Origin of the sequence: Aestuariibaculum lutulentum (genome assembly GCF_032926325.1) — a bacterium.
GTDB lineage: Bacteria > Bacteroidota > Bacteroidia > Flavobacteriales > Flavobacteriaceae > Aestuariibaculum > Aestuariibaculum lutulentum.
In genome coordinates this window covers 1,588,288-1,604,459 of sequence record NZ_CP136709.1, presented here as the reverse complement: position 1 = coordinate 1,604,459, position 16,172 = coordinate 1,588,288, and the positions used below count along the sequence as shown (strand labels likewise).

At 35.5% G+C, this 16,172-nt stretch carries 15 protein-coding genes; 3 read left to right on the top strand and 12 right to left on the bottom strand.

The features are described from left to right. Positions 1-104 precede the first annotated feature (104 nt). From R1X58_RS06885 to R1X58_RS06855, 7 genes are all read right to left on the bottom strand, one after another. Positions 105-1,142, bottom strand: a complete 1,038-nt coding sequence (locus R1X58_RS06885; RefSeq protein ID WP_240572616.1) for a vWA domain-containing protein — start codon at positions 1,140-1,142, stop codon at positions 105-107. A 37-nt stretch (positions 1,143-1,179) separates the two neighbouring features. Continuing rightward, positions 1,180-2,187 (bottom strand): vWA domain-containing protein, encoded by a 1,008-nt coding sequence (locus R1X58_RS06880; RefSeq protein WP_240572615.1) that lies wholly within the window; start codon positions 2,185-2,187, stop codon positions 1,180-1,182. Further along, on the bottom strand, positions 2,187-3,863 hold the full coding sequence (locus tag R1X58_RS06875; protein WP_394804319.1) for a BatD family protein: 1,677 nt from the start codon (positions 3,861-3,863) through the stop codon (positions 2,187-2,189). Before R1X58_RS06875 ends, R1X58_RS06880 begins: the two co-directional genes overlap by 1 nt. Before the next feature lie 7 nt (positions 3,864-3,870). Then, a complete protein-coding gene (locus R1X58_RS06870) occupies positions 3,871-4,740 on the bottom strand; it encodes a DUF58 domain-containing protein (RefSeq protein ID WP_240572613.1) in 870 nt (289 codons plus the stop codon). Beyond that, positions 4,737-5,597, bottom strand: a complete 861-nt coding sequence (locus R1X58_RS06865; RefSeq protein ID WP_240572612.1) for a hypothetical protein — start codon at positions 5,595-5,597, stop codon at positions 4,737-4,739. The genes R1X58_RS06870 and R1X58_RS06865 overlap by 4 nt, the downstream gene beginning before the upstream one ends. 114 nt (positions 5,598-5,711) lie before the next feature. After that, on the bottom strand, positions 5,712-6,713 hold the full coding sequence (locus R1X58_RS06860; RefSeq protein WP_368734525.1) for an AAA family ATPase: 1,002 nt from the start codon (positions 6,711-6,713) through the stop codon (positions 5,712-5,714). A gap of 187 nt (positions 6,714-6,900) precedes the next feature. Beyond that, on the bottom strand, positions 6,901-8,040 hold the full coding sequence (locus tag R1X58_RS06855; RefSeq protein ID WP_240572610.1) for a DUF4382 domain-containing protein: 1,140 nt from the start codon (positions 8,038-8,040) through the stop codon (positions 6,901-6,903). Positions 8,041-8,311: 271 nt separating this feature from the next. On the opposite strand from R1X58_RS06855, the gene R1X58_RS06850 reads away from it, so the two are divergent. After that, the gene (locus R1X58_RS06850; RefSeq protein ID WP_240572609.1) at positions 8,312-9,064 is read left to right on the top strand and encodes an SDR family NAD(P)-dependent oxidoreductase; all 753 of its coding nucleotides are present in this window, start codon (positions 8,312-8,314) and stop codon (positions 9,062-9,064) included. Positions 9,065-9,067: 3 nt separating this feature from the next. Beyond that, on the top strand, positions 9,068-10,201 hold the full coding sequence (locus R1X58_RS06845; protein ID WP_240572608.1) for an ATP-binding protein: 1,134 nt from the start codon (positions 9,068-9,070) through the stop codon (positions 10,199-10,201). A gap of 151 nt (positions 10,202-10,352) precedes the next feature. On the opposite strand, the gene amaB is transcribed toward R1X58_RS06845, so the two are convergent. Both amaB and nhaA read right to left on the bottom strand, forming a co-directional pair. Further along, positions 10,353-11,906, bottom strand: a complete 1,554-nt coding sequence (gene amaB, locus R1X58_RS06840) for an L-piperidine-6-carboxylate dehydrogenase (RefSeq protein WP_240572607.1) — start codon at positions 11,904-11,906, stop codon at positions 10,353-10,355. 48 nt (positions 11,907-11,954) lie between these two features. Continuing rightward, positions 11,955-13,319: a Na+/H+ antiporter NhaA gene (gene nhaA, locus R1X58_RS06835; protein ID WP_240572606.1), complete on the bottom strand. Its 1,365-nt coding sequence runs from the start codon at positions 13,317-13,319 to the stop codon at positions 11,955-11,957. 150 nt (positions 13,320-13,469) lie between these two features. Between nhaA and R1X58_RS06830 the strand changes: the two genes are divergently transcribed. Then, positions 13,470-14,492 (top strand): isoaspartyl peptidase/L-asparaginase family protein, encoded by a 1,023-nt coding sequence (locus tag R1X58_RS06830; protein WP_240572605.1) that lies wholly within the window; start codon positions 13,470-13,472, stop codon positions 14,490-14,492. Here R1X58_RS06830 and R1X58_RS06825 read toward each other — a convergent pair whose 3' ends face one another. The 3 genes from R1X58_RS06825 to R1X58_RS06815 are packed head-to-tail and all read right to left on the bottom strand — an operon-like array spanning position 14,493 to position 16,145. Further along, positions 14,493-15,029: a YciI family protein gene (locus R1X58_RS06825; protein ID WP_240572604.1), complete on the bottom strand. Its 537-nt coding sequence runs from the start codon at positions 15,027-15,029 to the stop codon at positions 14,493-14,495. Further along, positions 15,020-15,490 (bottom strand): CYTH domain-containing protein, encoded by a 471-nt coding sequence (locus tag R1X58_RS06820; RefSeq protein ID WP_240572603.1) that lies wholly within the window; start codon positions 15,488-15,490, stop codon positions 15,020-15,022. Before R1X58_RS06820 ends, R1X58_RS06825 begins: the two co-directional genes overlap by 10 nt. Continuing rightward, entirely contained in the window at positions 15,477-16,145 is a 669-nt protein-coding gene (locus R1X58_RS06815) for an NAD(P)H-binding protein (protein WP_240572602.1), read from the bottom strand. The genes R1X58_RS06820 and R1X58_RS06815 overlap by 14 nt, the downstream gene beginning before the upstream one ends. Between the last annotated feature and the right edge of the window lie 27 nt (positions 16,146-16,172).

Below are 16,172 nucleotides of genomic sequence, written 5' to 3'. Positions count from 1 at the left end.
AATTTTATAATTCTAAGATATAAAACCCTATATTTTTGATAGTTAAAAATTATATAAAATATTCTTTTTAAATCCCTTTAATAAGATTTCCGCTTTCGCGGAAATTATAGGTTTTCATTAAATAAATTCAATTTCTTTAACCAGGCGGTTTTACGGTCTAATAAGAAAATATCAAGCAATAAAAAGAAAATAGCGAAGCCTAAAAACCACTGAAACTGATCTTTAAAATCGGCAAACTGTTTGGTTTCAAATTCCTTTTTATCCATATTGTTTAAAATGTCTCGAATACTTTCTACAACCTCGTTAGTATTCCTTCCATTTATGTAAACTCCATTAGCCTCGCTGGCAATGGTTTTAAGTGTTTCTTCATTTAATTTTGTAATAACCGTTTCGCCGTTACTATCTTTCTTGTAGTTTAAAAGCACACCATTTCGCTTCTCTGGAATAGGACCTCCTTTAACATCTCCTACTCCAATGGTGAAAATACGAATGCCCTGTTCGTTAGCTTGCTCAGCTACGGCCGCAGCCTGCTCACTGTGATCTTCCCCATCAGAAATAATGATTAAAACACGGTTGGTTTGTTCTTCATCATCAAAATAAGTGGTTGCTAATTTAATGGCTTCATTGATTGCTGTTCCTTGCGACGATAACATATCGGTATTCATGCCTTGCAAAAACATTTTTGCAGACGCATAATCGGTTGTAATTGGTAACTGCGGAAATGCTTTTCCCGCATATGCGATAATACCAACACGGTCGCTTGCCAGATTATTAATAATTTGTGTTACCAGCTGCTTTGCTTTTTCCAAACGGTTGGGCGCAATGTCTTCGGCTAACATACTTTTAGAAACATCGACAGCAAAAACCACATCTACACCTTCACGCTTTACAGTTTCCAATTTAGAACCTACTTTTGGATTTACCAAAGCAATAGCCAAACATGCAAAAGCCAGACTTAAAACAATAACCTTTAATACCGATTTAAACAATGATGTATTAGGACTTAATCTCTTAAGCAAAGCTTTATCGGCAAATTTACGTTGTGCCCTGTGTTTCCATATTTGAAGCACCAAAAAGAATAGGATTATTACCGGAATAACACCTAATACCCAAAACCATATTTTCTCTTCTAATTGATACATATTCTCTCTTTATCTTTCTTGGAATTGTTTAATTGAATTAAACAAAACTTCTAAAAATAGTGTTACGTAGCAAGAATTCTAAAAGTAGCATGAAACCTGCTAAAATAACTAACGGACGGTATTTTTCGTCGTAGTTGTAATATTTAAATTCTTCTATTTCTGTTTTTTCCAGTTTATTAATTTCCTCGTAAATATCCTCAAGCTTTTTGTTGTCTGTCGCTCTAAAATACACGCCCCCTGTCACCTTAGCAATTTCCTTTAACAAAACCTCATCAATTTCAACCTGAATACGGCCATATTGAAATTCACCAGTTCTTGGGTCTATAGCCACCGGAGACAGCGCCATACCATTTGTTCCTAACCCAATCGTGTAGACTTTAATACCGTATTCAACAGCTAACTCACTTGCAATTTTAGGGTCTATAAACCCTGAATTGTTTACCCCATCGGTTAATAGAATAATCACTTTACTCTTGGCTTTACTATCTTTTAAACGGTTAACCGAAGTGGCCAATCCCATACCAATGGCAGTTCCGCCTTCAATAACGGTATTATATTCAATCTCCTTTAACGAACGTAATACAATGGTTTTATCGCTGGTAATTGGGGTTTTGGTATAACTTTCTCCGGCGTATTCCACCAAACCAATACGATCGTTTGGTCTTCCTTTAATGAATTCGGCTGCAACATTTTTAAGTGCTTCCAAACGGTTTGGACGTAAATCTTTCGCCAACATACTCGCCGATACGTCAATCGCCATAACAATATCGATACCGCGAGTTGTTTTTGTTTTCGTCGACACATCAACCGTGCGTGGTCTGGCTAAAGCTGTAATTAATAAACCTAAAGCCAATAATCGTAGTGCAAAAAGCAGGTGTTTAAATTTCGGCAACACCGAATTTGTGACTTTAAACCCTTTAATGCTTGATATTTTTAACTCGGCTGTTTGTTTATTATGTTTAAACACATACCACAAAATAGCTAATGGTAACAATAACAGTAACCAGAAAAATTCTTTGTTTAAAAACTCTATCCCTTCAAACATTACTTTTCTGATTTATTAAGTTCAACTGAGTTTAAAATACGCTCTACCATCTGATCTGCATAAGTATCATTCTTTTTCCATGTTAAACTAATTTGCTGAATAACACTTCCGGATGTAAAACCTAAAATAGCATAATTAGCTGTTTCAAATTTATCGGTATTTGGCACAGGCATATCTAAAGTTCCGAATACTTTTAATCCTTCAGCACCGTTAGGTGTGGTAAACTTTTCGCTTTTTGTAACTATATTTTGAGCTCCGGCTTGTTCTAAAACCTTCAAACTGTTATCTAAGGCTTTTTGCAAATCGATTTTATTCTCCTGCCCTTGATTTTGACTTAAATTTTTAATTTTAGTTGTCGTTACAACAACATAAAAACGATCAATTAAACTACCATAAGTAAACTGAGTTAAATCTATTTGTTGTGCAATATCTTCTGGTAATTCAGGCGTTGTACGTCTTAACACTTTAGGCGTAGAAATGGTTACCGGTGGCACACCATAATCACTGGTTACCCATTCGCCTTCTAAAAGTTCCTTCGTTTCGTGACCAATAATGGTATCCTTTACATAACCAAAACCATATTTAATTCCGAAACCAACAAAGGTTGCCGTTAACAGGAATAAACTAATAACTACCGTTAAAATGATTTTGTTTCGTTTCTTTTTACGTTCCTGCTCGGCTCTATATTTTTCATCCAGAAGCTTTTCTTCTTCACTTGGTTCTGGAAGAGCTTCTTTTACGTGATCGATTTCTAAGTCGATGGTTTTTCTATCTAATTTAGCCAATTCTACGTCTACCGCAGATTTCGCAAATTTCACCAAATCTGCACGTTTTAAGATGCTTTCAAGATTTTTAATGTCTTCCTGACTAATATCAACCTGATTACCATCTTTCAGTAATTTTAATCGGCTAATTAACTCATCAGTTGTACTTTCTAATGCACGATCGTAAACTTTTTCGTCGAGATATTTTCTAATGATAAAGGTTAACTCGGAATAGTAATCTTTAATTTCATCATTCTCTAAATAATGACTTTCATCTAATTTTTTTAAAGCCAGTTTTGCACGGTCGTAAGGAGGCAACAAAGCTATTTCCTCTTCTTCTGTTAACGGTTTCTTTCTCCAGATAAACCAATAAATCAGGAATGCAATAGCGCCTATAATTAATAAAGCTACCAACGCATATTTCCACCAAATACTCGCTGGTTTTTCAACTTCAATAATAGGTTTAATATCGTAAAGCCCTTGTTTTGTAGTATCTATAACCACATTTCTTACCTCTACCTGTAACGAATCGGTAAAAAAGGTTTTATCACCAACAATAATTTTTTGTCTCGGAATAGTATAAGCCCCTGAATCGAACTGCGTTAATCCGTATTTTTTAATCAGGTTGAATTTATCCTGTTTTTTTAATGTATCTATATCGTAAGAATCGATAACTTCCAAAGGATTGAAGGTTTGTCCTTCAGGAAAAACAACCAGATTCGTAGAATCGGTTTCCACAGAAACCGTATAGGTAATTTGTTGTCCGATTTTAATAGACGTAGAATCGATAGTCGATTTAACCTGCGCACCGGCAACAAACGAAAACAATACAAAACATACAGAAAACAAGATTGAAATCGGAAGGTTTTGACCTTTAGATTTTTGATTCATAATGTTCATTTTGTAACTCATATATGGTTTATCCTCTTCGTTTAAAATAGCCCAACATTTTTTTAACATAGCTCTCATCAACACGACAATCTATAGTACCTGCTCCAGCCTTGTTAAAGCTTTCTTTATAATAATTTACTTTTTCCTGATAGTACTTCGCGTAGTTTAAACGTACTTTTTTAGACGATGTATTTACCAACATATATTCCCCCGTTTCCTCATCCTGCATTTGCACAACGCCTAAGTTTGGAATCTCTTCCTCACGCTTATCGTATATGCGAATTCCGGTTACATCGTGCTTGCCTGCGACAATCTTCATGGTATGATGATAATCGTCTGCAATAAAGTCAGACAACACAAACACAATTGCCTTTTTCTTCATGACGTTTTGCATAAACTTTAAAGCTTCTGCTAAATTGGTTTGTTTGCTTTCCGGTTCAAATTCAATTAACTCACGAATAATACGAAGAACATGCGAACGTCCTTTTTTAGGCGGAATATAAAGCTCGACCTTATCGGAAAATAAGATTAATCCGATTTTATCGTTATTCTGTGTTGCCGAAAAGGCCAACGTTGCAGCAATTTCGGTAACCACTTCATTTTTAAATTGCTGATCGGTACCAAACATTTCTGAACCCGATACATCAACCATAAGCATCATGGTGAGTTCGCGTTCTTCTTCAAACACTTTTACAAAGGGTTCGTTATAACGTGCAGTAACGTTCCAATCGATATTACGGACATCGTCACCAAAATGATACTGACGTACTTCACTAAACGTCATACCACGCCCTTTAAAGGTAGAATGGTATTCTCCTCCGAAGATATGATCAGACAAACGACGTGTCTTAATCTCTATTTTTCGTACTTTTTTTAGTAAATCTTTTGTCGTACTCATCTAACTAAAGAATGATTTATTTCAAATCGATGTTTATTTTCATTTAAAACATCAATTATTTCATCCATTTTAATTTTTCCAAAACTTTCGAAGGTTAACTCTTGATTTCCTGAAATCGTACTAATGATTAACTTCGACGGTATATTATTAATTCTTGGAATGGCAGAATATCCAATTACATCCTTCCAATCTATAACAACTTTTCCATCCTTGTAAGAAATAAACTTATCATCAATTTTAAGAACATATTTATACTTTAAAGTCTTATAAATATCCAAACAAATCAAGAACGCAAATATCGCTTCAAAAATCAACAATCCATTATAATTAATATGTGATGTTTGGTACATATATAATGCCCCTAACATTAATATTAGATAGATTAAAATATTCCATTGAAAAGAACTTTTAAAAACTGTATTCTTTTTAATTGAATTATCAATATCCCTCACCAAAATTCTTTCAGAACCTAATCTCTCATAAAACCTTAATAAATCTTTTTCTTGCCTCGAGGTTTTAATTTCAATCCGTTTAAAAAACAACCTCTCATCAATCAAGTTTTTAACTTGAGCCTCTTCATAAAACCTATGTATATCCTTTACGTTATTTGCTGCCCAAATTTTATACTTCACCACATTTATTCCCCACCATAAAAAAGGTAATATTATACCTAAAACAAAACTAAAAATCGAACCTAAAATAAGAACAAGACTATTTTTGTTCTCTCTAAAAACATACATCAAGATTCCTGGAACTAAAAAAAAGAAAACCAAAAAAAGCATATATATAGGTCGTATCAATACCCTTTTTCCTTTTCTTAAAGCATCCGAAACTTTTATATTTCTATGATTATTCAATGTGAATTATTTTTTGTCCATTTTTTAATTTGTCATTCCGCACTTGATGCGGAATCTATCTGATTAAATTCCTAACAAATATTAATAAGATTTCTGCCTTCGCAGGAATGACAATTATGGCACTTCGATTTCGTTTACAATCTTATTGATGATGTCTACTGAAGTTACATTTTCTGCCTCAGCTTCGTAAGTAATACCTATTCTGTGTCTTAACACATCGTAAACCACAGCACGCACATCTTCTGGAATCACATATCCACGACGTTTAATAAAGGCGTAACATTTAGCAGCTGTTGCTAAGTTAATACTACCACGTGGTGATGCTCCGAATGATATTAATGGTTTTAAATCGGCAAGTTTATATTTTTCAGGGTAACGTGTTGCAAAAATGATATCAAGAATGTACTTCTCGATTTTCTCATCCATATAAACCTCACGCACCGCTTTTTGTGCATTTAAAATCTGCTCAATAGATACTACAGGATTTACTTTCTCCCAAGCCCCTTTTAAATTCGCGCGCATAATTAACTGCTCTTCTGCTATTTTAGGGTAGTCGATAACGGTTTTTAACATAAAACGGTCTACCTGAGCTTCCGGTAACGGATAGGTTCCTTCTTGCTCTACCGGGTTTTGTGTTGCCATTACTAGGAATGGTCTATCTAACGGAAAGGTATCATCTCCAATAGTTACCTGCTTTTCCTGCATCGCCTCAAGTAACGCCGCCTGAACTTTTGCAGGCGCTCTGTTAATCTCATCAGCTAAGACGAAGTTTGCAAAAATAGGTCCTTTTTTGATAGAGAAATCATTGACCTTCATGTTATAGATTAAAGTTCCTGTAACATCGGCAGGTAATAAATCTGGTGTAAACTGGATACGGCTAAAACTACCGTGAACCGCTTGCGACAAGGTATTAATAGCTAAGGTTTTTGCCAGACCCGGAACCCCCTCTAATAAAATATGCCCTTGACCAAGTAATCCGATAAGCAATCTTTCAACCATGTACTTTTGCCCTACGATAACCTTATTCATCTCAAGCATTAGTAAGTCTACAAAAGCACTTTCTTTTTCAATTTTTTCGTTAATTGTCTTAATATCAATTGTACCTGTATCTTCCATCATTATTAGAATTTTTAAAAGCCGAATATAATACGCTTATTCGAGCAATGCAAATTGTTAATTTTTTTCTTCGAAGCCTGTTAACAATTGGTTAAAATAAATATTTTAAGAAGTTAATAATAGGTTAAAACAAAAAAAAGCAATGCGAATTGCATTGCTTTTAAAATTTTAAGGATTTTATTAATTATTATGCAGAAGCTGTTAAAGCAACTTCACCAACTGCAGTATCTGCACCCGGATTAACTGTTACTTCAATAGTTACATCATCATAACCTTCAGCAGAAACTATTAATGTATAAGTTCCCGCAGGCACATCTTCTAAAAGGAAAGTGCCTTCAACTGTCTCAACCGAAATAACAACATCGTTAGATGCATCTTCATCTCCCATATCGTCAACAAGAATTGAGGCTGAAGCATTAATGCCCTCTGCCAAACCTGAAACCGTACCAGATACAGAACCCGGTTTTAATGCTAAAACAATAGGCTCTGCTATAGTAGTAATTTCTCCATTTACAACAACGACATCCATAGCACTTGCACTTCCATAATCTGATGATTCATTTTCTGGAGTAGCTATCACTTCATAGGTTCCTGCAGGAACTCCCCATAAAGCAAAACCACCATTCTCGTCTGTATAAGCAGAAATAACAAAATCATCTTCAGTCTCCTCTGTTCCCATATCGTCAACTAATACCGAAACCATCGCAGGAAGTGCTTCCATTGGTTCTACAGTACCTTCAATAATTCCAGAATTTACCTCTGCACTTGCGTAAATTACTGGCTTTAAAATAATATTATCTGAATTTCCAGCCATTACAATAGATTTCTCAACATCGAAATCTAATACGTAATCGTAAGTGAATCCTTCTTCTAAAACCGCGTCAATTTTCATTTTTAAACCTGATTGTTGATCGCTAGGGGTCTTCAATGGATGATTCTCCACGTTTCCTTCTTCGTCTATGGCAATATCGATATTGTTTCCATCACCTAACACTAAACGCATTTGGCTTAAGGTTCCGGCTGGAATCTGGAATTGATCAACCAATACTTTACTAAAACCTCCTGTAAAGTCTAATAAATTAACCATTCCGCCGTTAGCTTCAAGAGACATCCATCCACTTTCACTATCGCTGTTATCGTTCATTTTAATCATCACATCAACGATGTTTACATTTACGGCAGCATAATCGCCAGGGGCATCAACAAGTCTAACTGAAATTTTTGGTGCTTCGGCGCTTACTCCATCAGAATCAGAGTCTTTACAACCGAAAACGAAAGTTAATAATAACAGTGGTAAAATAAATTTTAGCTGTTTTAAAGTTTTCATAGGGTAATTTTTTTTAGATTAACTATTGTATATATACGCAGCAAAATAGAATACGGACTATATACAACCTCTATTTACTGAATGCAAAATCACTATAAAAGCGGTAAAGGCTATCAATAAAATAAAGTTTAATTTCTTTTTCATTTTTAAAATTCGGAGAATCAATTTACCCATTTAAACTTGTTTTTAAGTACTTTTATATATGAATTGCAGATAAATTGATATGAACTGTAAAATACTTGACCTTTAAATTTTATTACTAAAATTACTGATGACAAAAACAGCCTTAATAACCGGAGCAACAAGCGGAATTGGAAAAGCAACGGCATACGAATTTGCTAAACACGGTATTAAATTGGTGTTATGCGGCAGACGTTTAGAGCGTCTGGAAATGCTACAGAAGGAATTAAACACATTAACCAAAGTTCACATTTTAAACTTTGATGTAAGTAACAAAACCGAAACGTTTAAAGCCCTTGAAAATCTGCCCGAAGATTTTAAAACCATCGATATTTTAATAAATAATGCAGGAAACGCTCATGGATTAGACCCTATTCAAGACGGCAGTATCGACGATTGGGATGCCATGATGGACATAAATGTAAAAGGACTGCTTTATGTTAGTAAAGCCATTATTCCCCAAATGACCGAGCGTCAATCTGGGCATATTATTAATATTGGTTCATCGGCAGGAAAAGAAGTATACCCAAAGGGCAATGTATACTGTGCCAGTAAACATGCTGTATTAGCAGTAACTGAAGGCATGCGCATTGATTTAAATCCGTTTGGCATAAAAGTCAGTGCTGTAAATCCGGGATTGGTTGAGACTGAATTTTCACAAGTCCGTTTTAAAGGCGATGAAAAAGCCAAAGATGTATATAAAGGATTCAAAGCTTTGCAAGCCGAAGATATTGCAGAAATTATCTATTTTGTAGTATCGCGTCCCAACCATGTTAATATTGCCGATTTACTGGTATTTCCAACAGCGCAAGCCAATAGTACTACCGTGAAAAAAGAATTATAATTTATGATTAACAAACGCCTGCTTATAAAACATTTATTAGCCCACAATGATGAAAACAGCTTTTACGACAAAAAGCGCAAGGTTGATATTAGTTTTAAAGAAGGTAAGGCAAAGTTTTTAAAACATGTTTGTGCGCTATCAAATAGTAATCCTAAAAACAATTCGTATATTCTAATTGGCGTCGAAGATCACGACAACCAGATTGTTGGTGTCGACTTTTTTGACGATAGTAAAATTCAAAACCTGATTAATGCGTATTTAACCAATCCGCCAATTGTGCAGTATGAAAACATCTCGTTTCCACATTTACCCGACGACAAAGTTGTTGGATTGGTTACCATACGTCCTACAGGAAAAATAACCTCACTCCGAAAAAATATCTGGAAATATTACGGAGGATCTGTTTTCTTTAGAGATGGCAGTATGAGTATGCCTAAAGTGTTTGATATTGAAATAAAGGATATCAACTCTAAAATTGTTGAAGCCATTGAAAACAATGCACAAAACAATATTGAACACACCTTAAACGGCGTTTTCGACTTTATGAATCTTCATAAAGATTACAATCCACAGTATAAAGTTTTTAAGGAGTATTTTGTAGTCTGTTGGTCAGGGCAGAAGAAAGTTGTAAAAGATGAAACTTTTTACTCTCGAGTAGATATCAAACTCATCAACGAACAGGTACTACTGTTTTTTTCAGCTTTAGATGAAGTTGCCATAACCATAAACGACGATTCTTTTAAAATTGTTGAATATGTAAATCTTGGATTTCAAAACGCAAACAAGTATTACCAACTTGAAGAAACAATTATTCAATTTGAAAATAACGCCAGTTATAACATTGATACCAAATTACTTTTCGAGCCACCACAATACGATAAAAAGGTACTATATCATATTTACAATACCAACAACACTATTTTAGAGAAGCTAAAGAAAGGGCTTTCGTTTACCCCAAATGAAGAAGCCGATTTAAAAAATTTACCGGTTACCTACTTAATATGCTACTTTAATTCATTTCACGATGCCATCGATAAACTTAACGAAGCAAAACCTTATTTAAGAATTTATAGTGAATCGCTATACCAACTTTATAAAGAAACCATCAGAATTTTAAGAAAAGTAAAATATAGTTGATAAAAAGTTTCTTAATTTTAATTTAATATAAAATATTCACACCATATAGGAAAATTCATTATATTTGAACTGCTATTAATCTTTTTAAGATATGACCTTGTTTCTAATCGAGCTTGCTCAAACTGAAACAAGGTCTTTTAGTTTTCTGCAATTACAAATCGAATTTTATACCTTGAGCTAAAGGTAATTCTGTGGTATAATTAATGGTATTGGTTTGACGGCGCATATAGACTTTCCAGGCATCAGAGCCTGATTCACGTCCTCCGCCAGTTTCTTTTTCTCCACCAAAAGCACCACCAATTTCAGCTCCCGAAGTTCCTATATTTACATTAGCAATGCCGCAATCTGATCCTGCAACAGATAAAAAGCGTTCGGCTTCACGTAAATTATTGGTCATAATTGCAGAGGATAACCCTTGAACCACACCATTTTGAATCTCAATGGCATTCTCAACGTCTCCTGAATATTTAAGAAGATAAAGTACTGGTGCAAAAGTTTCATGTTGCACGATTTTAAATTCAGGTTGTGCTTCTGCAATGGCCGGTTTTACATAACAACCACTTTCAAAACCTTCTCCTGATAAAACACCGCCTTCAACAATTATCTTACCACCTTCTTGAACAACTTTAACTAATGCATTTTGGTAATTCTTAACAGCATCGGTATCGATTAATGGTCCAACATGATTTTTTTCATCCAGCGGATTACCAATACGTAATTGTTTATAGGCATCGACAATAGCCGATTTTACTTTATCGTAAATACTGTCATGAATAATTAAACGGCGTGTACTGGTACAACGCTGTCCTGCTGTTCCGACAGCTCCAAAAACAGCCCCAATAACCGTCATTTTTATATCGGCATCAGGAGTTACAATAATAGCATTATTACCTCCCAATTCCAGTAAACTTTTTCCTAAACGTGCAGCAACTTCCTGAGCAACAATCTTACCCATTCTAATAGAACCGGTTGCCGAAACCAGAGGTATGCGTTTATCTTTAGTAATAAACTCCCCAACCTGATAATCGCCATTTACTAAACATGAAATCCCTTCAGGTAAATTATTCGCTTTAAAAACTTCGGCTGCAATGTTCTGGCAAGCAATACCACAAAGCGGTGTTTTGTCACTTGGTTTCCACACACATACATCTCCACAAATCCACGCTAATGCCGTATTCCACGACCATACTGCTACTGGAAAGTTAAATGCCGAAATTATACCTACCACACCAAGCGGATGATATTGTTCGTACATACGATGCCCCGGACGCTCTGAATGCATCGTTAAACCGTGAAGCTGACGCGATAGTCCCACAGCAAAATCGCAGATATCAATCATTTCTTGAACTTCGCCAAGACCCTCTTGATAAGATTTTCCCATTTCGTAAGAAACCAGCTTACCCAGAGCTTCTTTCTTCTCGCGAAGTTTTTCACCAAACTGACGCACTATTTCACCACGCTGCGGTGCAGGCATTAATCGCCAGGTTTTAAATACCATTGTCGCTGTTTCTAAAACCTGTTCATAATCGGCTTTTGTAGTTGATTTTACCTGAGCAATAAGTTGTCCATCAACCGGAGAATAACTTCCGATTAAATCTCCCGAACCAAAATTATCCGACCCTGTTGATGTTCCTTCATTTATATCTTTAACCCCTAAAATTTCAAGAGCTTTATCTATACCAAAACTTACAGTTTCTGCCTGCATATTTTATCGATTTATTATTAATTTTAATATTCTTTACGAATATAACAATTAAATAACGGTTTTCTCGAACAGATATTCAGAAGATTTCACTGGAACTTCTTTTTCTTCTTTATGCTTTTTATTAACTACACTTCGAATAACCAGATAGCCTAAAATACCTGAAATGAGGGAACCCCCTAAAATTCCGACTTTAGCCGAACTCAACAACACTTCATCTGCAAATGCTAAATTGGCAATGAATAAAGACATGGTAAAACCAAGTCCTCCGAGTAAAGCTGCTCCTAAAATATATTTGAAATCAACCCCAACAGGTAAGTATGCTATCTTGGCTTTAACAGCCAACCAGGAAGCCAAACTTATACCTATAAATTTACCTAAAATCAATGCAATAGCTATCGGAACAGCTAAACCAAAATTAATCTCCGAATCACTAGCTAGACTCACTCCAGCATTGGCAAAAGCAAATACCGGCATGATAAAAAAGACAATCCATGGGTGTAAATCATGTTCTATTTTCTGCAATGGTGAATTAATGCTTTCTGAAGCCATTCTAATATCGATAGCCGCATGAACATGCTCTTCTTTTAAAATATGGTGTGTTGTAATATGCTCGCGTTCTTCAGAAAATCTTTTTAAAGACGCTTTAATTTTTTCAAAGAAACCATCTAAAGTTGTGGTTCTTGTTGCCGGAATAGTAAACGCCAGCAATACTCCTGCAATGGTTGGATGTATTCCCGATTTTAAAAACAAAATCCAAACAACAACACTTAATGGGAAGAAAATAAATTTAGAGAAGTATTTTTTCATTCCTAAAATTGTCATGAAAAGTAAAATAACAGCCGAATACAGAATAAGCATTAAATTGATGTCGGTGACATAAAACACCCCAATAACAACAACCGCCGCCAAATCGTCTACAATAGCAAAAGCCGTTAAAAAGACCTTTAATCCTAAGGGTACTCGTTTACCAAATAACTTTAAAACACCAAGTGAAAATGCAATATCGGTCGCCATTGGTACCCCCCAACCTGATTTCAATTCCGGATTTGAAATCATTGTGATATATATTATAATAGGAACAATAACGCCTCCCAAAGCGGCTATTACAGGCAATGATGCTTTTCTGATGGACGACAACTCCCCGTCTAATATTTCTCGTTTAATTTCAAGCCCTACGTGAAAAAAGAAGATAGCCATTAAACCATCGTTAATCCAAAGATAAAAGGGTTCGGTTAACTCAAATCCGTCATGTACAAATCCAAAGGTAAATTCACTTTTTAATAAATCGTGATACATAGAACTCCAAGGAGAGTTCGCTACAATTAATGCCAAAGCTGTAGTAAACAACAATAAAAAGCTTCCTGAGTTTGAAGACTTTATAAAGCGGTTTATAGGGTCTAATATCTTATTCATTTTTCAAAAAAAAATCTGTTTAGGATTCCAAGATACAAATAACAACCCCTGTAAAATATGACAATTATCAAGTTTAGAATGAAGCACTTATATGAAATCTAAATTTTATAAAAAACACCTACCTTTAAAACAACCAAAAATCCATATCTCATGTCTCGATTTATTTTAGCTTTTTGCTCTTTTATAATTTGTCTTTCATGTAAAAATGAAACTAAAAGTATTGAAGCCTTAACAGCTAAGGAACCAACTTTCGCCATCGTTATTCACGGTGGAGCCGGAACCATTTTGAAAAAAAATATAACACCTGAAAAAGAAGCGTTATATAAAGCAAAGCTGGAGGAAGCTATTAAAGTTGGTTATCAAATTTTAAAAAACGGAGGCAGTAGTTTAGATGCCGTACAAAAAACAATTAATGTTTTAGAAGACTCACCTTTATTTAACGCTGGAAAGGGAGCAGTTTTTACTAACGCAGGAACCAACGAACACGATGCCTCCATTATGGATGGAAAAACATTAAATGCCGGAGCATCAGCGGGAACTAAAACCGTTAAAAATCCGATAGATTTAGCTCGAGCGATTATGGAACATTCTCCCCACGTAATGTTATCCGGAGAGGGTGCGGAGCAATTTGCAACCGAACAAGATTTACATATTGTAGATACTTCATACTTCTACACAGAAAACAGATTTAATTCCCTTCAAAAAGTAAAAGCTTCTGAACAGGTTGCTTTTTATGATGACACTATTAAAGATTCTAAATTCGGAACTGTGGGTTGTGCTGCGCTCGATAAAAACGGTAATCTGGCAGCAGGAACCTCCACCGGAGGCATGACTAACAAACGCTGGGGACGCATTGGCGACTCCCCAATTATTGGTGCGGGAACGTATGCTAACAATAATACCTGTGCTATTTCATGCACCGGTTGGGGTGAATTTTTTATCCGTTCGGTGGTTGCTCATGATATCTCTGCTCTTATGGAATATAAAGGCTTATCAATTGAAGAAGCTGCCAAAGAAGTTATACAAAATAAAGTACCGGCTTTAGGTGGCGATGGCGGTATTATTGGGGTTGACAAACACGGTAATATTGCTATGGAATTCAATACGGCTGGCATGTACAGAGCAACTATGAATGCTAACGGCGACTTATACATTGGAATTTACGGCGAATAATTACCTCAATGAAAATCCTTTAGCAGCCCACCACGGATGAATTTCAACAATTAAACGTCCGGCTTTTACCATTGGGTCCGCATTGGCTAAACTATCAGCCATTTTTTGTGTAGGTACATTGTATATGGTAATACCTCGAATATCACCATCATCTCCAAAAGGTCCTGAAATATCTGCATACCCTAACTCATACATTTTACCTAAATAATTAAGGTGTGCTTCCTGCAGTAATTCGGCTTCTTCTTCGTTTTGCGAACGTATTGGTCCGCTTTTTAAGAAGGCCATAAAGTACTGCTGCATTAAAATGGTATCCTGTGTTTTTTCATCAACATAATCAAAAGTTTTAAACCCTTTAGTATTAAGTTCTTCCTTAATTTGTTGCATAGTTTTAACCACAGGTTTTTCAACAACTTCAATTGTATCCTTTACGTCTTCTATAGACTCAGAAATGACTTCCGTCTCTTTGGACTCATTTTTACAGGCAACAAAAGCCAATAGCAATACAAAAACCGATACTGTTCTTTTTATTATTTCCATAGTTTAAATGGGTGTTTACTTAGTTGTGAATTATAATATTTTACATCACCGGTGACTTCTGTTCCAAGCCACTCGGGTTTTATAAATTGATCTTCTTTAGTTACTAATTCTACTTCGGCTACAATAAGCCCTTCATTATCGCCGTAAAACTCATCGATTTCAAACGTATGCTTTCCGGCTTTTACTTCATAACGCGTTTTATCGATAACGCCTTCCTCGCAAATTTTTAAAAGGGCCTCTGCTTCATTTTTAGCAATTTCCCTTTCCCATTCAAAACGTTCAAGACCATCGCTTGACGACGGACCTTTCACCGTGATGAATCCTTGTTCCCCCTTTAAACGCACACGAACCGTTCTGGCTTTGTCAGTATTTAAAAATCCTTGAACTATTCTCGTTTGCTTATATGCTTCAGCTTTAAAAGCTGTAGACTTTACTAAAAATTTACGTTCAATTTCTATCATTTAGATTAGCTATGCTTTTAATTTTATCTGAAGGAATACGCTTTTCATTATAAACATTATTATCCAGCCACACCATCGCTCGCGCGATTGTCTCAGGTTTTATAGATTGGTACTTTTTCAATTTACCAACCAACAAAGGGTTTATCACTCGCATAAGCCATTTTGCTAAAGACTCACCCAAACGCTTTTCTTCTCGGTTTCCCGCAATTAATGACGGCTGCAACAAAAAGGTGTTTTCAACCTTTTGATCCAACACATCATGCTCCATGTCTCCTTTTAATCTGGAATAAAACACCGAGCTATTTACATTGGCTCCTAAAGCCGACACCACAATAAACGTATTGATGTTATTGCGCTTACACATTTGCGCTGCCATAACCGGAATGCCATAATCTATATTAGTGTAAATATCCTTATCTGGTGTTTTGGCCTTCGTAGTCCCAACACAACAAAACACCACATCGGCTTTAAATTGATTAGAACTCGATTCAAGATTAAATAAATCAACAAAATGTTCCTCCAACTTAGCGTGTTTTACCCCGCAGGCTCGTCGGCTAAAAACAATAACTTTTTTATACCTGTCATCTTCTAAAAGCAGCTGTAAAACCAGTCCTCCAACCAATCCGGTGGCCCCTAAAATAATTGCTGTTTTCAAATTATTGTTTTTAATGAAAATCGTTCG